General features: G+C 42.4%; 17 protein-coding genes. 7 read left to right on the top strand and 10 right to left on the bottom strand.

All coding sequences use genetic code 11. From position 1 onward, the window contains the following. The first annotated feature begins 49 nt into the window (after positions 1–49). From BJP34_RS05700 to BJP34_RS05690, 3 genes are read left to right on the top strand one after another with little or no spacing between them, the layout of a single operon-like run. Complete coding sequence (locus BJP34_RS05700; RefSeq protein ID WP_070391505.1) at positions 50–2,614, top strand: filamentous hemagglutinin N-terminal domain-containing protein; 2,565 nt, start codon at positions 50–52, stop codon at positions 2,612–2,614. Next, positions 2,559–3,992, top strand: coding sequence for a tetratricopeptide repeat protein (locus BJP34_RS05695; RefSeq protein ID WP_229424258.1), 1,434 nt, complete (start codon positions 2,559–2,561; stop codon positions 3,990–3,992). The genes BJP34_RS05700 and BJP34_RS05695 overlap by 56 nt, the downstream gene beginning before the upstream one ends. Before the next feature lie 44 nt (positions 3,993–4,036). Continuing rightward, positions 4,037–5,347: a CHAT domain-containing protein gene (locus tag BJP34_RS05690; RefSeq protein WP_229424257.1), complete on the top strand. Its 1,311-nt coding sequence runs from the start codon at positions 4,037–4,039 to the stop codon at positions 5,345–5,347. Here the strand turns inward: BJP34_RS05690 and BJP34_RS45430 are convergent. From BJP34_RS45430 to ltrA, 4 genes are all read right to left on the bottom strand, one after another. Next, positions 5,322–5,465, bottom strand: a complete 144-nt coding sequence (locus BJP34_RS45430) for a hypothetical protein (protein WP_168166497.1) — start codon at positions 5,463–5,465, stop codon at positions 5,322–5,324. The genes BJP34_RS05690 and BJP34_RS45430 overlap by 26 nt on opposite strands. 138 nt (positions 5,466–5,603) lie before the next feature. Then, on the bottom strand, positions 5,604–6,401 hold the full coding sequence (locus BJP34_RS49945; protein ID WP_324611023.1) for a group II intron reverse transcriptase: 798 nt from the start codon (positions 6,399–6,401) through the stop codon (positions 5,604–5,606). A gap of 1 nt (position 6,402) precedes the next feature. Continuing rightward, positions 6,403–7,173, bottom strand: a complete 771-nt coding sequence (locus BJP34_RS49940) for a reverse transcriptase N-terminal domain-containing protein (protein ID WP_324611022.1) — start codon at positions 7,171–7,173, stop codon at positions 6,403–6,405. 554 nt (positions 7,174–7,727) lie between these two features. Next, on the bottom strand, positions 7,728–9,440 hold the full coding sequence (gene ltrA / locus BJP34_RS05680; RefSeq protein WP_070390566.1) for a group II intron reverse transcriptase/maturase: 1,713 nt from the start codon (positions 9,438–9,440) through the stop codon (positions 7,728–7,730). Positions 9,441–10,456: 1,016 nt separating this feature from the next. On the opposite strand from ltrA, the gene BJP34_RS05675 reads away from it, so the two are divergent. Further along, positions 10,457–10,933 carry a lipocalin-like domain-containing protein gene (locus tag BJP34_RS05675; protein ID WP_070391504.1) on the top strand — a complete coding sequence of 159 codons (477 nt, stop codon included), beginning with the start codon at positions 10,457–10,459 and terminating at the stop codon, positions 10,931–10,933. A 463-nt stretch (positions 10,934–11,396) separates the two neighbouring features. Here the strand turns inward: BJP34_RS05675 and BJP34_RS05670 are convergent, their stop codons facing one another. Together BJP34_RS05670 and BJP34_RS05665 are read right to left on the bottom strand one after the other, a co-directional pair. Then, on the bottom strand, positions 11,397–11,819 hold the full coding sequence (locus tag BJP34_RS05670) for a type II toxin-antitoxin system VapC family toxin (protein ID WP_070391503.1): 423 nt from the start codon (positions 11,817–11,819) through the stop codon (positions 11,397–11,399). After that, positions 11,819–12,064 carry a FitA-like ribbon-helix-helix domain-containing protein gene (locus BJP34_RS05665; protein ID WP_070391502.1) on the bottom strand — a complete coding sequence of 82 codons (246 nt, stop codon included), beginning with the start codon at positions 12,062–12,064 and terminating at the stop codon, positions 11,819–11,821. The genes BJP34_RS05670 and BJP34_RS05665 overlap by 1 nt, the downstream gene beginning before the upstream one ends. 111 nt (positions 12,065–12,175) lie before the next feature. On the opposite strand from BJP34_RS05665, the gene BJP34_RS05660 reads away from it, so the two are divergent. The 3 genes from BJP34_RS05660 (at position 12,176) to BJP34_RS42515 (ending at position 12,935) form a co-directional block, all read left to right on the top strand. Beyond that, entirely contained in the window at positions 12,176–12,445 is a 270-nt protein-coding gene (locus BJP34_RS05660; protein ID WP_070391501.1) for a BrnT family toxin, read from the top strand. Then, positions 12,426–12,653 carry a type II toxin-antitoxin system BrnA family antitoxin gene (brnA, locus tag BJP34_RS05655; RefSeq protein ID WP_070391500.1) on the top strand — a complete coding sequence of 76 codons (228 nt, stop codon included), beginning with the start codon at positions 12,426–12,428 and terminating at the stop codon, positions 12,651–12,653. The genes BJP34_RS05660 and brnA overlap by 20 nt, the downstream gene beginning before the upstream one ends. A gap of 105 nt (positions 12,654–12,758) precedes the next feature. Further along, a complete protein-coding gene (locus BJP34_RS42515; RefSeq protein WP_158517033.1) occupies positions 12,759–12,935 on the top strand; it encodes a hypothetical protein in 177 nt (58 codons plus the stop codon). Positions 12,936–13,145: 210 nt separating this feature from the next. Here BJP34_RS42515 and BJP34_RS05650 read toward each other — a convergent pair whose 3' ends face one another. Genes BJP34_RS05650 through BJP34_RS05635 form a run of 4 tightly spaced genes read right to left on the bottom strand, consistent with a single transcriptional unit; the run spans position 13,146 to position 21,292 of the window. Further along, the gene (locus BJP34_RS05650) at positions 13,146–14,003 is read right to left on the bottom strand and encodes an alpha/beta fold hydrolase (RefSeq protein ID WP_070391499.1); all 858 of its coding nucleotides are present in this window, start codon (positions 14,001–14,003) and stop codon (positions 13,146–13,148) included. Beyond that, complete coding sequence (locus BJP34_RS05645) at positions 14,003–16,738, bottom strand: RNaseH domain-containing protein (RefSeq protein ID WP_070391498.1); 2,736 nt, start codon at positions 16,736–16,738, stop codon at positions 14,003–14,005. Before BJP34_RS05645 ends, BJP34_RS05650 begins: the two co-directional genes overlap by 1 nt. A gap of 37 nt (positions 16,739–16,775) precedes the next feature. Continuing rightward, entirely contained in the window at positions 16,776–20,018 is a 3,243-nt protein-coding gene (locus BJP34_RS05640; RefSeq protein WP_070391497.1) for a hypothetical protein, read from the bottom strand. Beyond that, entirely contained in the window at positions 20,015–21,292 is a 1,278-nt protein-coding gene (locus BJP34_RS05635; protein ID WP_083305022.1) for a MerR family DNA-binding transcriptional regulator, read from the bottom strand. Before BJP34_RS05635 ends, BJP34_RS05640 begins: the two co-directional genes overlap by 4 nt. Positions 21,293–21,368: the final 76 nt, after the last annotated feature.

Below are 21,368 nucleotides of genomic sequence, written 5' to 3'. Positions count from 1 at the left end.
CGGGTATGTTATGAAATAATTCGAGACATCGGGAGCTCTACTGATTAACATGAAACCTCGGATTGACCGACTTGTGGCAGCAAGTCCCTTTGTGCTGTGTTCTCTACTGGGTGCAACTACGGCATTAGGGCAAATCACCCCAGATAATACCCTGGGGAAGGTCAGCTCTGTGGTAACCCCCAATGTCAATGTTAACGGTAACCTGGCAGATTTGATAGAAGGTGGCGCGATTAGAGACAGTAATCTCTTCCACAGCTTTTCAGATTTCAATGTGGCAGAGTTCGGGCGAGTTTATTTTGGCTTACCTGCTGGAATTGCCAACATCTTGAGTCGCGTAACTGGAGGTAATATTTCCAATATTTTAGGAACTCTGGGAGTGTTGGGCAATGCTAACTTATTTGTGATAAATCCAAACGGTATTGTCTTCGGTCCCAATAGCAGACTGGATGTGGGAGGGTCATTTTTTGGGAGTACTGCTGATAGTGTGTTGTTTGACGATGGCACAGTATTTAGCGCTAAAAATCCCAATGGGAAACCGTTATTAACTATTAATATACCATCTGGGTTGCAATATGGTTCAAATCCAGGAAGTATTACTAATCAGTCTAGGGAGTTTCAGGTACCAGATGGTCAAACCATAGGGCTAATTGGTGGTGAGGTTACTATTCCTGGTGGCGCTCTATGGGCATTTAATGGACGGATTGAGCTGGGGAGTGTTGGTTCTAATGGTGTGGTGAAATTGACACCAACCGATACTAGTTTTGTGTTGGATTATTCACCAGTTCAAGAGTTTCAGGATATTAGTTTGTCCGACGGTGCTTTTGTCACTACCAGTGGGGAAGGTGGTGGGAGTATGCAGGTGCAGGGAGCTAATGTGAGTTTACGCGATCGCTCTCGTGTATTAGCGAGTACCCTCAGAAGTCAGAATGGCGGTGGGATAGTGGTTGAGGCTTCACAGTTGAGTCTTGAGGGTGGTTCTCAAATAAATACAAATGTATTGGGCTCAGGACAGGGGGGAAAGTTGACAGTGGATGCCTCTGAATCTGTTCGAGTAATTGGTGTATCGGCTGATGGTACTCTCAGCGCTTTGAGAGCCCAAGTTTTTCCAGGAGCCACAGGAAATGGGGGAAATTTGAATATTACCACTGGGCAGTTAATGGTCTCTGATGGAGCAGTTGTTTCAGCTGGCACTTTTGGTGAAGGGGACGGCGGAGATTTGACTGTGAATGCCGACTCTAGGGTTCTACTCATTGGTACAACAGCCGATGGTCGGTTTGGCAGTGGCTTGTTTACTGCCACTCAAAGGGCAGGAAAAGCGGGAGAGTTGAATATTACCACTGGGCAGTTAATGGTCTCTGATGGAGCACAAGTTTCAGCTGGCACTTTTGGTCTTGGGGACGGGGGAAGCTTAAGTGTGAATGCCTCCTCTAGTGTTCAAGTGATTGGTACCTCAGCCAATGGTCAGTTTTCCAGCGGCTTGTTTACTGCCACTCAAAGGGCAGGAAAAGCGGGAGAGTTGAATATTACCACTGGGCAGTTAATGGTCTCTGATGGAGCACAAGTTTCAGCTGGCACTTTTGGTCTTGGGGACGGGGGAAATTTGACTGTGGATGCCTCCTCTAGTGTTCAACTGATTGGTAGATCAGCCGATGGTCGGTTTGGCAGCGGCTTGTTTACTGCCACTCAAGGGACAGGAAATGCAGGAGATTTGAAGATTAGCAGTGAGCAGTTAATTGTCTCTGATGGAGCACGAGTTAGTGCTAGAAGCCTTGAACAGGGCAGTTCAGCAGGCACCGTAGATATTAATGCCGACTCCATCTTCCTAAACAACAATGGAATCATCACAGCAGAAACAGGAGGAGACAAAGGCAATATTACTCTATCTTCCCGTGACATCCGACTCCTCAACAAAAGCAAGATTACCACTGACGCTGAGAATACCACTGGGGGCAATATAGTCATTGATACTGATACCCTAGTCGGTCTGGGAAATAGCGACATCACAGCTAATGCTCAACAAGGCCGAGGAGGTAGTGTGACCATTAAGGCAAAAGGCATCTTTGGTTTAGAGTTTCGAGACCGTGAAACTCCAGAAAATGACATCACCGCCACCTCCGAACTTGGCCCATCCTTCAACGGTCAAGTCATACTCAAAACCTCAGTAGACCCGACCTCAGGCTTAACCGAATTGCCAGGAAGCCCGGTAGACGCAGAAGCCATCCTGGCCAATGACCTTTGTGGCTTTGAGAATAATCGGATTGCTGGCGGCAGTTCCTTTACCATTAGCGGAAAAGGCGGGTTACCAGCTAGTGCAGACGATCCGGTGATTAATACTGACAGAACAGTGGGCTGGCTCTCTCGTCCTGGCTTAGCCAGCAGCAGACAAGCATTACAAAAGCAACCTAAGGCCAAAGGCCACGCTACGCGAACAGTCAGACCCCCTCAAGACAAAAAAGTGATTATCGAAGCCCAAGGCTGGGTAATAGCAAAGGATGGCACGATTATTCTGACGGCGCAACCGTTTAGGGGTACTCCTGTGGAGCAGATATTGCCCAATCTTGATTGCCATTCGGGAGTCGGGAGTCGGGAGTCGGGAGTCGGGAGTCGGGAATAGGGACATGAAAAAACTATCATTTATATTTGCAATCGCATTAACCTGCTTCCTGCCATCCGGGAAAGCATTATCAAATTCTCCAGCAATCACACCCGATTCCCGATTCCCAATTCCCGATTCCCAATTCCCGATTCCCGATTCCCGATTCCCGCTTCCCGATTCCCTAGACCAACAAGCCCAACACCTCTATGAAACAGGGCAATATCAAGAGGCGATACTGTTGTTAGAGCAAATGATTAGTAACTACACCGAGAGTGGCGACATTATTGGTCAGATTAATTGCTTAGTAAATCTAGCTTTAGTTTATCAAACCTTGGGAGACCTAGACCAAGCTAAACAAACACTATCCCAGAGTTTTAGCCAACTATCACAACTTGATAATACCACAGAACGTCAACAATTACAAGCCCAAATTCTAGAAGTACAAGGACAAGTCTACTTATCACTAGGTCAGGGGGAAAAAGCCTTATCAACTTGGCAGCAAACGAGTGCTATCTACCAAGATATCGGAGACTTAACTAGATTAACAGAAAGTCAGATTTACCAGGTGCAAGCCTACCGAGTATTAGGGTTGTATAATCAAGCCACTAAAACCTTAACTGAAATCCAGGAAACTCTCCAAAACCAACCTGATAGCAGCCTCAAAAGTACCGCCCTACAATACCTAGGTGATGTGCTGCGCCGAGTAGGTAAATTCAAGGAATCTCAAGCAATTTTACAACAAAGTTTAGCCATAGCGGAAACATTACCAAATCAGACCTTGATTGCTGAAAATCTTCTCAGTTTAGGAGATACAGCTAGATTAAAAGGTGAAACAGAAGACGCTTTGAATTTCTATCAACGGGTTGTGGAGGAATCTCCCTTACCCCATCTGAAGATTCAGGGACAATTAAATCAACTGAGTGTATTGATAGCTAAACAAGAGTGGTCACAAGCCAGAGCGTTATTGCCTGCTATCGACTATACCTTAAGGACATTATCTCCCAGTAAAACCGCAATCAATGCTAGAATTCAGCTAGCTAAAACCCTATTAAAAAGTCAAAATTCACAACTGACAACTCCCAACTCCCTGGCTACTTATCTCGCGGATGCCATTAAGCTGGCTAGGGATTTAGGAGATAAAAGAGCCGAAGCTGAAGCCATCGGTAACTTGGGGACATTATACGAAAACCAATCACGTCTTGATGAAGCCCAAGACTTGACCGAAAAAGCCTTACTAATTGCTCAAGAAATCCAGGCTCCGGATTTAGCCTATCAATGGCAATGGCAACTGGGCAGAATTCTAAATCTAAGAGGATATCTGAAAAGTTTTTTTATACTGGATTTTGCCCCCCTAGCCCCCCAACTTTGGGGGGAAAAAGAGTCAATTTTATTCTAAAAGTCCCCCAAAATTGGGGGATTTAGGGGGCTTGGATGTAGCAAATGAGACTTCTCAGACAACCTCTAAAAGAAGATAAAAAAGGCGCTCGCGCGGCCTATTCTCAATCCGTGCAAACCCTCAAATATATCCGTAGCGACCTAGTCGCCATTAGTAGCGATATTCAGTTTGGGTTTCGAGAGAGGGTTGAACCAGTCTACCGAGAATTAGTAGGACTACTCCTAGAACCGAATGCATCTCAAGAAAACCTCAAACAAGCACGAGATGTAATTGAATCCCTACAACTAGCAGAACTAGACAACTTTTTTCGGGATACCTGTCTAGATGCTAAACCAGTTAATATCGACGAAATTGACCCGAAAGCCGCGATCTTCTATACCATTATCTTGCCAGACCGCCTCGAAGTAATTGTCACCTTGCCCGGACAACCTCTGCGCCAGATCACCACTAACTTACCTCAACCAGAAATAGAACACCAACTGGCTTCGGTAATCAGAAATATTACTAGCCCTTGGCGAGCTCTGAGAAAGGAAAACTTACAAACAATACACGACTGGTTAATCGGTCCGATTGAAGCTGAACTAGCCAACAGTAACATCCGCACTCTAGTATTTATCCCCGATGGGGCTTTGCGCAATATTCCCATGTCTGTGCTTTATGACGGGGAACGCTATTCCATCGAGAAATACAGTATTGCTGTAGCACCTAGTTTACAATTAATCGACTCTCAAGCCAATGTCAGACAAAACGTTTCGGTTCTAAGTGCTGGAGTGGCGGAAGTTCGTCCCCATCGTCCCAATTTAGGAGCACTTCCTGGGGTGAAGGTGGAATTAGAGAATATCAACGCCGAAGTTCCCTCATTGATTTTACTCAATGAGTCCTTTACTGAATCGAACTTCAATACAGAAGTTAATACCTCTGCTTACGAAGTCGTTCATCTGGCCACTCATGGTGAATTTAGTTCAGTCGCTGAAGAAACCTTTCTGCTGACCTGGGACGAGGAGATCAATATCAATGAGTTAAATACTCTGATCTCAGCCGATCAAAAGCAAAAAAATCCCATCGAATTACTCGTCCTCAGTGCTTGTAGAACAGCCGCAGGAGACTCCCGAGCGGCGTTGGGATTGGCTGGAGTAGCAGTGCGATCTGGTGCACGCAGTACCCTTGCCAGTCTCTGGTCTGTGGACGATGTAGCCACTACAGAGTTAATGACTCGCTTCTATCAGAGGTTAGCTAAGGGCAATGTTACCAAGGCTGAAGCGTTACGTCAAGCTCAACAGGATCTGTTGCAGAGCGAGGCATATAATCACCCCATTTACTGGTCGGCTTTTATTTTGCTGGGAAATTGGTTGTGAGGAGCTTCGGAGTAGGGAGTAGGGAGTAGGGAGTAGGGTGTAGGGAGTAGGGTGTAGGGTGTAGGGAATCGGGAATCGGCAAAAGCGATTGACCTTTGGTCACGCTACGCGATCGCATCCGGTGTCGGGTGCGTTATTAAGGCACCAAGCCAAGGATAATGATGCTCTGGGCTGATATATCGGTCGTGGTAACGATGTAGTGGTTTGGCTAGGATCTCGTAAAGGTAATGGGAGCTGTTACGGTCGATGCCCGGTATTACCCGGGGCACCTCCGATTCAGAACCGGACGTGAGACTTTCATCTCATCCGGCTCCTGGATATTCTCCCCCTTAGGGGTGCTCCAGTGTATCTGTTGATGGCAGCTTTGATGAACTGCTAATAAGTTCTTTTTAGACCAATTGTCGTGGTTTCCATCAATGTGATGGAGGTGTACAGATTCGTCTTCTAAAAACTTCAATCCACAGTGTCCACAGGAATGGTTTTGCTTTTTCAATGCGTCGGAGATAGTATCAGAGTATAGGCGTGAATTCCTTTTACTCCAATAGACTAAGTCGCCGTCGTAGGGTGACTTAGTCCCCTTTACGTTCACGTGTTGGTTTTGTCTGTATCCTACTTTTGGGAATGCCTTTTGACATAGTTCATTTGCTCTATACCGACTTACTTTCTTTTCCTTTCGGAACTTTCGGTGGGCAGTGAGGTTCATGAACCATAGCGAATCCCTAGAGCTGCTCATATCACAACTGTTGTGGTGATTACGCCATCCGCGAACGATAGGGGCTAGCTTTTTGGCTTTTACTTCAGCACCATAGTTTGAGTTGTTGACTACGGCTTTAATCTTTTGGCGGATTGCTCTATGATTTTCCTCTGAGGGAATGCATGAGAACTTTCCGTCTTTTCTGACGCGGAATTTCCACCCCAGAAAGTCAAATCCGTCTGTCGTTTTAGTTAGCTTGGTCTTTTCTTCACTGATTTCCATCCCTCTTTCTGCCAAAAAGTTTTTAACTTTTTGGAGGATTTTATCAGCGTCGTCTTTTGGCTTTAGTATAAACACCATATCATCTGCGTATCGCAGGCTGGTGTGTATATCTTCTATTCCGTTGAGTGCGATATTGGCGCTTTTGTGGGCTGACTACCCCGCCTTGGGGAGTTCCCTGCTCCGGGAATTCTGGATTGATGCCTGCTTTGAGACACCTGAAAATCCCCATTCTCAGGCATGCAGGGGCTAGCAATCTATCCATGATGGAGGTGTGGGAAATGCGGTCAAAGCATTTCTTGATGTCTAGTTCGATGACGCGTTTGTTGATGCCGTTACAGTTTGATTTTAGTTGGTCAAATAAACGTTTTTGGACATCTTGTGCGCATCTACCTGTTCTGAATCCGTAGCTGTTGCCACTAAATGTGGCTTCATGTGCAGGTTCTAGAGCGAATTTTGCTAAACATTGCCATGCTCTGTCGGCTATGGTTGGTATCTTAAGCATCCGGATTTTCCCGTTCTTTTTCTTGATTGGGACTTCACGGAGTCGGCTATGCTTCCAGTCGGAGGCATAGTCGTTCAATGCTTCAACCAGTTCCATGCGTTGTCTGTAATTGAGGCTTGACTTGCCATCAATTCCAGCTGTCTTTTTTCCCTTATTTAGCTGTGTCACTTGGCGGACTGCAAAAAGCTGTGCTGCTCGGGATTTCATTATCAGTTTCTGTAGAGACCGGGCTTTCTTCAAGTCACCAGCTCGAACTGCTTTATATACTCGTTTTTGTAGGCGGAAAAGATTCTGGCGGAGTTTCTTCCACTTTTGGCTTTTCCAGAGGTCGCTATATCTATTTGACATGCGTCTACCTATGCTCTCCTAGAACTTGTATACTCTGAATACCCGTCACCAGTTTCCGGTGACATCCTACCCGACAGTGAGGATTAAGTTTGACATAACTTACTGTAGGTTCGACCTGTCTACAGACTCATTATTGCTGTCGTTTTTACTTGTTCCATTCACTAGATTGTTATGGTGATTTAGGGCAGTCCAATTCGCCTATTCCCACATCGGAGATTACAGTCGTCAATTTTAGAACACTGTGATGATAATCGGGAATAAAGTCTCGCTTTGGCTCTATCAGATTGCGGCTCATTCGTTAGACGCTTTTTCAGGACTTTTGCTACTGTTACCCTTGTCACCTTCCCCGTTAGCGCCAGTGTCTAGCATCTGAGACTAGTCTGATTGCGCCCTGGTGCCAGCTTCACTCTGTAAGAATGTCAGTCTACTCGGTGTGGCCAAGGTAGGGATTAAACTAAGCCGGTGAGTCGCCTCACTGACTCGTCTTCAAAACCGGACGTGAAAGTTTCCCTTCATCCGGCTCCTCATCATAGGAACCATTGTCATTGGTACCTCTAGAACGGATTGTTATCTAACTCATTAGAGTTGATTTTCTTTCCGTGTTTTTCATCGTGGCAATGTAGGTGTAGTAATTCTAGATTCTTGTCTAGGTTACTTCCACCAAGTGAACGTGGTTTGATATGGTGTATTTCCAACAAGTCTTCTGTCCTAAAGGTGAGACCACAGTGAGCACATTTCCCTTTTTGCCTTTTCAAAAGTCTTCCCAATGAGCTGGTCATTTCAGGATGTTTCTGCATCCGGGTACTCCAATAAATTAGGTCGCCGTCGAAAGGACTCCGGATATCTTTTACCTTTATGTGCCTGACTATTGGAGTTTTGGCATGTTTCGGGAGGTAGTTATCCTCTTTGGTCATGAATACCCAGTTGTCTATCTTCGGGGCGTCCCAGGGTTTTTTAGGTTTCTCAACCTTAGTTCCCCAGTATTTCTTGTTCACCCAGGTCTTGGATTTGTTGGGGTGTCTCCTGTATCCCCATCTTTGGAGTTTGTTCCAGAGTAAGTTGTCCATTTTGGAGTAGGTTTTCTTACTTACAACGGCGCTGTAGTAATTACACCATCCTCTTATAATGGGTTTGAGATGCTTGATGAGAGCTTCTTGTGGAGCGGCTTTGTGTCTGTCAATGACTTTTGCAAGTCGCTCATAATACTCTTTCACTTTTCTTTCGGATGGCTTGATTAAGGTTTTAAAACCTTGTTTTGACCAGTTTTTCCCTACTTTATGTTGTCGGATATTGAATCCGAGGAAGTCAAATCCGTCAAAAGTGTGGGTTATTTTGGTTTTACTTGGTTTTAATTCCAAGCCTATGTCTTTTAGCCAGACCTCAATGATTCTTTGACATTCTTTTACCACTTCTTGGTCTTTGTGCAATATGACAAAGTCATCTGCATATCGGATGAAGGTTAATGCTTTTTTGTTCTTCTGTTTTTCACCAGGTAAACTTCCAGCGAATTCCTTAATCCGGTTTTCCATTCCGTGGAGAGCTATGTTCCCTAAGAGTGGTGAGATAATGCCACCCTGAGGAGTACCCTCTTCTGTAGGGGAGAATGTGCCCTTATCCATCACTCCTGCATTTAGCCATTGTTTGACTAATCGCCTCATGGATGGATAAGCATTTAATTTTGTTAAGAGAACATTGTGGTTAATTTTATCGAAGCACTTGGATATATCGGCATCTAATACCCACTTGGGTTTTTTATTGATGCTACAATATATTGCCCCGATGGCGTCATGACAAGACCGTCCTGGTCGGAAACCATAAGAGTTCGCTTCAAAGATTGCTTCCCATTCAGGTTCTAATGCCTGTTTGGCAAGTGCTTGTAAAGCCCGGTCGTATATGGTTGGTATCCCTAGAGGCCGCTTTTCTGACTTTCCAGGTTTGGGTATCCAGACCCTTCTAGTTGGTTGTGGCTTTCGGTAGATTTTTAGGCTGACTACTAAGTCGAGTCTTTGCCTATTGGTTAAGGCTTTTTTCCCGTCTATTCCGGCAGTCTTTTTGCCCTTGTTTTGTTGGGTAACCTTTCTGACCGCAATCATTTTTGCTGACCAAGATTTCATCAGGGTCTTTTGCAGTTTTCTTACCACGCTCACGTCACCACGTTGAGAGGCTTGATATATCCGCTTTTGTAACTTAAATACAGTTTGTTCCAGCTTCCGCCAGTTAACCGTATTCCATTCCACCTTTGGGGCGAACCCCCGAGTTTTAGACATTTTAATTACTACTCATAGCTATATCTTTTCCTACAACGTAAGTCCGTCAGCATATCCTGGATATTACTCCAGGCGTTGGCTTCTGACTTAATCTTTCTCACATAGGCCATGCGGCTAACTACCTACTCAAGAATCGACCTTCTTGAGAGCACCTATGGAGTTATTTCGTTCCTGATAACCATTCTCTGGACTTTTAGGGTGATACTCTCCACCGGGAACTTAGTGAAATCATTATAAAAGTGACTAACCTTATAATCCTTTATGTTCCGTTAGCTTTTTGCTTGTAGCGTGTCAGCTTGTTTCGCTACTTGAGACTGACGATGGTTCTGGTGTATCTTCCTTGCGTACCCATGAGTTCAACTGCCTGTTACTAACTCCACCTTTAGCTGGTAGAGCTTCACTATTCGACCCCGCTTTAACCTAGAGTTTGTTACTTCTCAGTGATTAGGGGTAGGGCTGTCACTCGGATTTCACGAGGGTCAGAAGTTACCGAAAGAATAGTGCAGCCTTTATGGTCAGCAGGTTAGGCATCATAGGAGTAAGGTTTTGTACTAAGGCTGCACTATTCTAAGGTTTTGTCTCCGGGTTGGTATTTCACCAACATGGTTATCAAGTTGTCAAGGTTCAGTTACCTTGCGACTAATCTCCCATACCTTTATAGGGTGTGGTTTCTAGTCAACGAATCGCACAGTCACTTATCTCCTAAAGGAGCGGGTTTTCACCGCTATCCAATGAACAGTTATAACACTATGGGATATTTTCCCGCAGGTTACCTAAGTCATACCCCTCTAGTTTCTAGAGGCTCCTACTTAGAACAAGCCGCACAAAATCACGAATTGTGTACGACTACCGTGTGGGTAAATAACTGATATAGCACTACGCATTAAAGTTAGGACATTGATACAAGCTGAAAACCTTGTGTAGTGAACTTTTGCCTCTTGCCTCTTGCCTCTTGCCTCTTGCCTTGCGCGTAGCGCTATAACTGATAACTAATTTAAATACATAAGGATGAAAAGATGACAAACACTAATTTTGTTGGTACTTGGAAGCTGATTTATTGGGAAAGTAAAACTCCAAAGGGAAACGTTTCCCACCCAATGGGTAAAAATCCCATTGGTTATCTTACATACACAGAATATCAACATATGTCTGCTACCATTATGAGAGAAAATCGCCCGAATATTGATATTCCTACTGAAGAGCTTATCAAAGCAAGACAAGTCTTATTAAAACCCTGGTTATTAATCAATGGGTGGAAGTATATTAAAGGTATCTTTAGATATCTTCACGCATCCACTAACTACATTTCCTATAGCGGTAAATATGAAATTAAAGGAAACAAAGTCGTTCATCATGTGGAAGTTAGCCTTATTCCTGACTGGACTGGTACAGACTTGGAACGTACTTTTGAATTTTCATCAGATAGCAGGCTAGTATTGAGTACACCTACTCAAGATGGCAATCATCATTATCTAACCTGGGAGCGCATCTAAGCACCTAAACAAAATTAATTTCCTACTACGAATCTCTGTAACCCTTACAGCGTAAGGCTTTGAATTTTGCAAAATGTGTAATTAATTTTGTGCACCTGCTTAACTTAAGATTTATCGTCTGATCCAAAACAAAACTATTCGAGTGCGATGCTCTTTTAGTGCGTTCCCGTAGCGGCTCTGTTCCCGTAGCGTGGCCTTTGGCCTTAGAGGATATCTCCCAAGTTTTTTGATACTGAATTTTGCCCCCCTAGCCCCCCAACTTTGGGGGGAACAAGAGTCAATTTGCTTCTAAAAGTCCCCCCCGGTGCGCTTTCCGTAGGCGAATTAAATTCGCCACGGGTCGCACCGCAAAATTGGGGGATTTAGGGGGCTTGGATGTAGCAAATGATACTTCTCAGACAACCTCTTAAGACCATCACTGTTGTGACTTCTTGGTTGTGTTTCAAGCAGGGAAAAAGTCAACTTAGTAATTCCCTAAGTAGTCAATGAATGGTAAATTCCCACTAACTGCATTATACAAGGGCAGATCTGCCGTGATGAACTTAGCTGCCATTGCCTCTGCTAAGGCTAGATAGAGGGCATCATAGACAGTCCGCTCAAAAGCTGCTCCCAAACTATAGGCTCTGGGTAGAATAGTTTCTGTCTCTACTGTTGGCACAGAGAGTGCTAGTAGGTGGGCAATGAGACTATTTCCCTCTGGCTCAGTAATCAAACCCACTCTTTGTCTTTTCCAGATAATATTTCCGACTTCTGCTAGCATCAATTCTGGCGCAATTAAATCTACTCTGGATAACTCCCAATCGTTACGCACAGCCAAAGCCTGTTTGGTTAATGGCTCCACAAACAACCACTTAGCAACAACGCTACTGTCAATCACCAATAGCATTATCGGTTCCGGTCTTGATTAATTTGCTCCACTGAATCAGGCATAATACCAACTCGGGCAAAGATGCTTTCTCTAGTGCGATCAATTCCTTTGAGAACCTCTGCTGACGGTCGCTGGGAGAGTCGCACAGACCGTTCCAATAACACTAAAATCTGTTGATTGACAGAACGGCGTTCTCGGGCAGCCATGTCTTTAATCTGTTGGTAAAGCTCTTCAGGAATATCTCTTAGACTTAAATTGGTCATGGTTTTCACTAATGCTTACACTATTATGATAGCATAGTGATATCAAACTAACCCATTCGACTGGGATGCCCTTTTAGTATATTATTGGTATAATATTTATACCAATATGATGTGGAATTTGAATTTGACGACTCTAAAAGCCAATCTAACTTAGCAAAGCACGGAATCAACTTCAAAGAGGCACAACAGATATGGGACGATTCTAATCGAGTGGAAATCCCTGCTCGAACAGAGGACGAAGCGAGATTTTTTGTCATCGGTAAAATCGCTCAAAAATGCTGGTCAGCCATCATTACCTATCGACAAAACAGAGTACGGATTATCTCAGTCCGGCGATCGCGAAAAGAAGAGGTAGCCATTTATGAAAGCAACAGAATTTGATGCCAAATTCGATCAGGGGGAAGACATTACTGAATTCTTAGACCTTTCCCATGCTAAACGTCCTGGATATGAGCAGAAACGAGTTAATGTTGATTTCCCAACTTGGATGATTGAAGCATTGGATCGGGAAGCAAAACGATTGGGGGTCACCCGTCAGTCAATTATTAAAGTATGGCTCGCTGAACGACTTGAACAGCTATCGTCTTAAAAACCTTTATATAAAAGAATGCGATTCTCTTAAGGCCAAAGGCCACGCTAAGCGAATAGAGCCGCTAAGCGATTGGCCTATGGCCACGCTAAAAGCGATTGGCCTATGGCCACGCTAAAAGCGATTGGCCTATGGCCACGCCAAAGGCGATTGGCCTATGGCCACGCTAAAAGCGATCGCGCTCATCCTCTAACCTACGTTATCGGGATAGAGTACCTAAATAGAATTGTGATAATTTTTGTTCCCTGTTCCCTGTTCCCTGTTCCCTGTTCCCTTTGCTAGAGTATGTCAATAGCTATCACTTCGGCTTTGTGAGCATCACGCGCCAAAAAACAAAAGCAATTAAGGATGCATAACCTAATACTGTTAGCCACTCCTCCAAAGTGCCCATACCCAAGAAAACTGTGTTATCCATAAATACAGAATAAATATATAGTAATTATTATACTCATATTGAATGGTCTAATTCTGAAACATCAGAGTAACCAGTGATTACTCAAGCTCAGATGGCTTTTGCTGTTGCTCTTCCAAAAACAGCTCTACAGCCCGATTAAACTCTTCCGGTTCTACTAAAAATGGCCAATGATTGCCAGGCACTTGACGGATAGTTAAATTTTTTAAATAAGTTTTATAGGGTTTTAGTTGCCCATCGGCACGATTAAGACCTTTTTCTGGTACTATCAATACTGTAGGAATTTCAATAATTTCCGTTAGTCCTGCTACGCGCATCACGTCTTCAAAAATCTCATTTCTGGCCTGAACCACAAATTTACTGCCCCAACTGCTATCAACTTTAGGTTCAATGCTGGCTTTAAATACTTGTTGCTGAAAGGGACTCCAACCCCGGTATTGTTTTAATTGTTTAGCTTGTGCTTCCGCTTGCTCATAACTGACAAAGGGTCCCATAGCTTTGACAAAAGGCAACACACGGAAGAGTAGGGGAAACAGAACTTTAAACCACATCGGAATTTTCCCCATGAAAAAGGGATCCACCAAAATTAGGCTGCGGAATCGGGATGGATTTTGCTTAGCCCAAATCGGAACTAATTTACCAGTCCAGGAGTGACCGAGGATATGAGCACTAGACCATCCTAGGTGATTCATTAACGCTTCTAAATCGGCAATGTGATCATCAAAAGTATAGCCTTGATCCGGCTTGCTACTTTCCCCATGACCGCGCAGATCTGGAGCAACGATATGATACTTTGAACCAAGGTAATCCCCGAGACTAGACCACACTAGGCTATGGTCTGCTAATCCATGTAAGAGTAACAAGGGAGTTTGGCCTTGGTTCCATTCTAGGTAAGACAGTTGGATGTCTGGTAAGTCTAAGGTTTGACGTATGGGCATTAAGTTTCCTCTTCCGAAGATTCTTCATCCACCATCAAAACATAATCTGGCATCTGTGCTGCTAAGTGAAGAACAATTGGGCGAGCAAGGGGAGAGTTGTATTGCAATGCCATCTGACGTAATTCGTGTGTCACTATTGCCCAATGCTCCGGCTTATCTCCTGGTTGTATACAAGCGACTGTTAATTCAACTATTTGTGGATGTGTCCAGTTTTCTTTAGGTTTTTTAAACTTACTGGAATCATGGCTTATCTTTGACATTGTAGAAGCTTTTTCACCAATGCTGAGAAATATCCGGTCATTGCTTTTGGTATCAAAGAGTCCATAGGTCGATGTAGCTAATTTTTCCAAGTCTACCAAATCATAAAACAATTTGACCTTCTGTTTGTCTGTATCATGGAGAGCATACCAGTTTGGGCTTTCTTCATCTTCACGGACTCGAACGACCCGAAGGTTTGGTATTAATTGAGGAGACTCTAGCCCGAACACTAAGCCTTCTTGAGATATTTCGCTATCTTGTAACCATTTCCAATACCTTCGTAAATTTTGAGCATCACACAGTAGTAGTGTATCTTTACCTCTTAATTCTTTGCGTTGTAGCATTCCTCTTATAAATCGTTTAATTTCTGAGGATTTTTGTTTGTCATCACCTGTTATCGATTTCCCTAATTTATTTAGTTTAACCAACGCTTCATCGTAGGGTAACCATTTAGATAAACCATTAAAAGTGGCTTCAATGCTTTGGGAATCGGAACGCATTTTGACCATACATGGTATCAGTTGTTGTTTCCCATGAGCGCTAGTTTTACCAGTGCGGCTAACTAACCATAAAGCAACATAAGTAATTGGGTCGGGAAGTGTTACTGATGGGATAACTATCCGTGGCGGAGTTATCTGTACTCCCAAAGAGCGCAGTAGATCTAAAACAGAACTTATCGCTTTCTGTACTAGTTGGTTTTGTAATTGTTGAGTTGTATTGTTAAATTCCTCATGGTTGGGAGCAATAAATTGTGATACTCTATCAATTTTTTCTTGGGCAAAACCTAAGCGGATAGCTGCTTTGGGGTCTGTCCATTTAGACTTCCAATGGTTTTCATCATACAGTTCAACGAATACTCCGACTTTTCCTGTTGTAGGCGGCATGTCCTTAATTGTTTCTGCTATTTCACCCATGCAGATTTTGATAGCATCTTTTCGTTTTTGGGAAATTGTTTTATTATTATCTGTAGATAAAGGTAAAGGTTCTGCTAATTTACCTATTGGTTGGGAGCGTATAGTGAGGGTCAAATCTATATCTGGGAAGTGATGAGTTATATCTGAGAAGTTATCAGTATTTTCTGTTGATATTGTCAATCCCAGGCAATAGCATACTGCTTTTCTAAGTGCATCTAGTGTTGACTCGTGAATATACCAAATCTCAATGGTTAGCTCTTTACCAATACAGTTACCTATGGCTTTAGGGAGTCTTTTAGCTTCTTTTTCATAGTTTTTTAGTTTTTTTGAATTAGCAATAGTCCAAGATATTCCATCTGGCTTAGGTAAGTCAAATGGTTCAGCGGATACTTTGGAATTTATGTTATACTTAAATCGCTGATAGTTTATGCTCTCCCAATTATCTTTTAACAATAGTGCAATTTGTTCCATTAATTGACGATAGTCATTTGGTGGAAATCCTTTACCTACCTTATGTTTTGGATTCATTCCATCTTTGTAAGTGATACAAATGTTAGGACTATCATCAATATTCAGAGCTTGTACCGGATTCGCTAATATTTGTTTTGGAGTGTAAGGTAGAGGATTAACCTCAGCTAACAACTTAGCTAAATTATTAGCCCACGTAGCCTCTCCTTTCCATACCATCGGAGCGACTTGAAAGTATTCGGTATCGCCATCAGGATTTATTGCCTTGCCCCATTTAACTTGAGTACGAATATATACAGAACTAGCTTGTCCCTCTGATAGTAAACCAGTCTTCTCTAGACTACACCACCGACGTGTAATCAGATCACATTGCAGTTGAGGATATGGCTGAAACGGAACAGTTTGTACTGTCAATTGTAAAGCTATTGAGTAATAGTAAATACGTTGTTTGTATCTGTATGACTCCGGAGGCCAAGATATCAACTCAGCTCCTGGTCGTGTCATTGGTGAACAGCGATAAAACTGAATTGTTTTATCATCCAATTTGAACGTTACGCCGGGCTTGCTTAGTTCTGTTGCTATAATGTCAGGTAAGAGGATAAAACTATTGCTGTTTTCAGTAATATTGGCGGTTCCGTTCGGAAATGTTTGCCAGGAGTCCGTTTCTAGAGTCACCGATTCCCATTGTAAATTGTTACACAACACCTCCATTACCGCTTGTCGTTGCTCAAAGGTTATCCCATTTTTACGTCTGTTGGGGTTTTGATCAGGAAACTCAGTATCTAACCAATGAGATAAAATAACTAATAATTGATTTATGGGAATTTCCCCTCGACTGTATAACCAAAATTCCTCCCAAATTTTATCAATGTAAATCAAAGCAGGGATGATTACCCTCAGAGCAGCATTGAGGGATGATATCGGAATCCTTACTGGTTTGTTGAGACGGCTGTCTCTTTGTGCCACAAGACTTTTGATTAAATCTTTAGCTAGTTCTGGAAACTTAAGTGCATAAAATTGTTGTGCAGGTAACTGATGTTGCTCTTTTACTCGGAAAGCACCCAGGCGGATTGTGTTGTATTCAGTTCTTCCCATAATTTAAATTAGTTTTGATAGGGTTACAGTATTAATATCAAAAAAGATTTTTAGTGTTTGCGATCGCATGATAGAATGGGCCATAAAGTGCCTGAACTATTTGCTGATCAATCTTGTTAATTTGCTCCCCTGAGTCTTCACATGACTCTTCAAAATAGGGCTTTAGCAAATCTCGGATACCAACCAGGATGCTGGTTGAAGGGGTATCTTTTTCTTCCTCGTCCATCTGTGCAGCTTTTTGCGCAAATTTGGCATCGCACCAAAATAATTCAGCGTTACTACCACCACGAATCAGACGACCGACCACCTGCCACAGTGAAACGGCAATATCCCAATGAATCGCCCTTAAGTTGTTTGGATCGAGGTTTTTTAGTCTTAATGGTAGGTGTAGCAACTGCACCCATTCATCATAGGCTTTTTCTCTAAATGTAGTACCTAAATCTTCAAGATTGTCTCCTGTGACTGTTTTATAGTTTTCAATTGCCCAACGGTTAATGGAGTGAATGGCATAGCTGATATCATCGGGACTTGGGTGGGGTAGAACCAAAAAGTAAGCTGCCCCAATGGCTGCCATGCCATTCTCATCAACAATATTGTGACCACGCTCTATGGCTTTTAGGGGTGCTATTAAAATGTCTTTGTCAGGTTGGTGAGCGAACTCAAATACTCGCCCTCGTTGCAAGGTATGATGATTTTTATTTTCTATTTCATGATTTAGAGACTCAGATTTATGATCATCTCTTGTTAAAGCGATAACTCGATTTCCCCAGTTGAGACGCATTAAAGACTTGTGAACTACTTTTACCTGTTCATAGCTATTGACTACCAACAATAGTTTTCGCCCCTTAAGCTTTGTTAGTTGGTCTTCAAGATAGTTGTCGTTGACTAATTTGCTAACAAGTTTATCTAAGTTATCCTGTTTTTTATCCCCTGTTCCTGATACAAAAATTGGTTTATTATCGTTATCGTATAACGGTAAAAATGTTGACGTGATTGAAAACTCCTGATTAGTATTTGGTGATAGGACTCCGGTTACTGGTATATCAACATGGTATGCCGGGGATTTACCTGCCCAACTGGTTCCTGACATCAATAATATGTGGGGACTTGCTATGGTGTCGCTAGGGAATAAATCATTAAAGTGTAGAAGTAACCAACGACCAACACCTGTGCAACGGAAAAATCTGAGACTTCCTAATTTTTCTTGATAAGATTTGTGGTACTGGAATGCTAACTGATTTCCCATTGGCATGGCGGGGATTATTGGGGTATAGTCGGCTGGTGGGGCTTGAAACCACATTGAATCTTCTGCTTTGAGCTTAAGGATGTCTTGTACCTGTCTCCAGTAGGTCATCATAAAATGAAGCTTTTTTTGGAGAACACAAACCAATAAGGCAAACTCTAACTTTATGGCTATTGGTTTAATCTTGTCGGAGTCTAACGTAATATTATTATTTTTGGCTTGTGTCTCAATCCACTTACCAAGAGCTTCTTCCTTGCCACTACCTTCAATAACTTGATGAGTTAGTGTAAAAAGGTAATCATGATTATAAGATAAATTTTTTAGATAGGGCTTAAATATATTATCCATAAAAGTGTCGGCATTTGCCGTTCCAGCTAACTCAGTAGCTACTTCCCGTAAGAGCAACCAATCTGTGAAATATTTTTTGTTATTTCGCCATTGATATAATTCCTGATACTCTCCTCCCAACATACCATAAATTTTGTCTGTTACTCGTTTACATTGTTGGCAATCAGACCACCAGTCATTAACAATTTTTTTTGTAAGTGGTTGAGAATTTTGACGTCCTAGTTCAGCTTCAACCTTGTGTGAAATGGTATCTAACCAAGCATCCCTTTTTGGTCGGCGTAATGTTTGGTCAGGGCTAAAGGCTTTATCTAAATAAGCTTGAAATTGGTCTACTTCATCGATAATAACTAAGTCGCTACGCCTCCAAACCAACTCATAATACAGTAAACTTTCTCTGTTTATATGTTGTGGGACTCGGCTGTAAATTAAACTTCCTGGTGTACCAATCCAAATGGAAGCGGTTACTAAGTCACGTTCTTTTTGATGATAAGAGCATGCACTATAAACAGGACAAGCTGCTTTGAATTGGGATGAAGTTGACTGTTTCCCATCTGCTTGATTATTTTCTATATCTGTGGATGCTACTTGATTCGTCAGTTCTAGATCCATGCACGGTTGTTCTCCTATGTCAAAGGGTTTTGACATTTCCGGTTTAACCTCTGAACTCAATAAGCAAGTGTTACTGAGCCATTTAAAAGCAGGATGGTCTTGATTCCATGGTTCGTCAGGATTGTTATTATAAACAGCTTGACGCAATCGCTCAATATGACTCTTTCGGTTGGAATTACCTAAAATTGGAGCGACATCGGTAATTCCTACATCAGCAAAAGTCTTCACCAATTCAAATATTTGGAGGACATCTGCTACTATTAAGGTAATATGTAATTTGTTTCTAGCTGCCCATACAGCTAGGACTTTCATTAAGTTAGATTTGCCTGATGATACCATCCCGACTAGATGCATCATTTGATTTATCGTAAGGGATTCCACTGGAACTAAACAATCGTCATCACCAAATACCTGTAGCTTGGCGTTTTTTATCCGTTCTTTCCACTGTGTTTTGAGTTCCCGCTTCTTACTTTGTCTATCCATCCATGCTGCGGTTTTTTCCAACTCTTTCCAAGTTACAGTTATCGCTTCTCGTTGGGACTTACCCGTTAAATCATGACCTCTTGGTGCAGATTTTACCAGTGTATCAGGGATTGTAATTGTTTCTATGATTCCGTGGACTTTACAGTTATAGTTTTTGCCAGCTTCAGCCCATTTTAGTTTACCTCTTTCTAAAAATGGGATAGGAGATAGTAAGGTCTTATCATATACCTTGTCAAATCTCAAATTTGCAGTGGTTAGATTCTCGTTTCGTGTAAAATTTTCTAGAGAATCAATTTTATATCCTCGTTGGTCTACTGGCATAGAACGATAATACTTAAGTGCTTCTAACCACAGCTCTTTTCCTAGGTAATTTTTGAGCAAATGACGCCCAGAGGCATACATGTTATGCTGGGACTCATCCCAGTTTTCAAATTCTGGGGTACAGAAAGGATAACCGGTCAGTAATACCCAGAGACTAGTGGCAGGGGCATTGGGAAGTAGAGAGTTTAATAAAAATAGTCCCAATTCTATATCACATATTTTTTTGTCTAATCCTGCTTTGATTAGAGGATTTCGCCAGTTAGTTGTATTTCTCATTGTTGGCAAAGTTTTAGTTTTTCTTCAACAGCGTTCATAAACTCTCCTTCAAACATTACTTGAGACTTGTTGATGTTTAATTTAACTGGACAATGATTGATAAATTCTTGAATATACTCGTCTCCGTATTCTCTAATTTCATCAGGAAATACAAAAAATGCTTGATTGTATGGCTCTTTGTACAGTTTAGGGATAGGCTCCTTAAGATTTTTGGCTAAGTTATAGGCCGATTCCCAAAACTTAACATCAACTGCCCAGATGGTCTGATCAGGAAAGACAATATGCAGGTCATATTTATCACGTTCAGGATAGAGCTTAACCTCTAGCTCTAACTTTTTAATTTGCTTTTCTAGTCTTATTTCTGGACATCCAGGACGGTGAATAAAATATCGGAGACCCTTTTTTAGCCATAAAACTTGGTCATTGCTATAGAACTTAAACGGAATTGATTCTTTATTTTGTTTAGCGCAATGTTTATTCTCACACTTTAATTGATTGTCCTTGGTACGATGCATTAATCCGCCACAGTGACCACAGCAATAAAATTTTCCTTCTTTTTTATACGATGGTGGAGCTTCTTCATAGCAATTTCCTAAGACTTGTTGCAATGGCTTAAGTTTTATAAATCGTTGAACATCGAAGTCTCCTTTTGTGATCACAGGATTGGTGACCAGGAAACGGCGAAACGCTACATATAAATTTGGGTCTTGTGCTGATTTATGAAAAACTTCGTTCATCTGCTCCTTTTGAATTCGTTCCAATGGATTTATATATGACCCGTCTAACTCAAGGCAAAATCCGCTAGGCTGTTGGTCTTCTATAAATCGAACATGCTTCCAGTCTTCTGGGCAGTTAATTTTAATAGTCCAATCCTTGATAGCAAGCTGCGCCCAGTTAGTGACAAAGTCTGGAATTCCTTGAGGTTGGGTTTTATTTTGCTTCACACAAAGAGCTTGTAACTTTTCTACTCCCAGCTGCAGATCAGATGGATAAGGGTACAATCTCGACTTTTCCATTTGCTGGGCGTACTGGACTATTCCCTTTGCTATCTGGCGTAGAATCCCTTCTTCAAGGCTCGGTTCTTGATCTGCTCTGTCTTTTTTTGAGCTGGGCTTTGTCTTGCGCTTAGGCTTAGCCCCTGGTACGTAGGAGTTTATGTCGAATCTCCTCTGGCCGGATGGTGTCCTGATTGCCTGAATCTTGCCTGCAGCTTCCCACCGCCTCAAGGAGTCTATACTCACACCCAAGCGTCGTGCTGCTTCTTTGGGACTTATATACTCGGTAATGGCTTTTTCCTCAACTCTTTTTTCTAAACTAGCAGTTTTAAATAGGTTTTCCTATGCAATCCTA

Origin of the sequence: Moorena producens PAL-8-15-08-1 (assembly GCF_001767235.1) — a bacterium.
Taxonomy (GTDB): Bacteria; Cyanobacteriota; Cyanobacteriia; order Cyanobacteriales; family Coleofasciculaceae; genus Moorena; species Moorena producens_A.
This window is presented reverse-complemented; position numbering and strand designations above follow the sequence as displayed.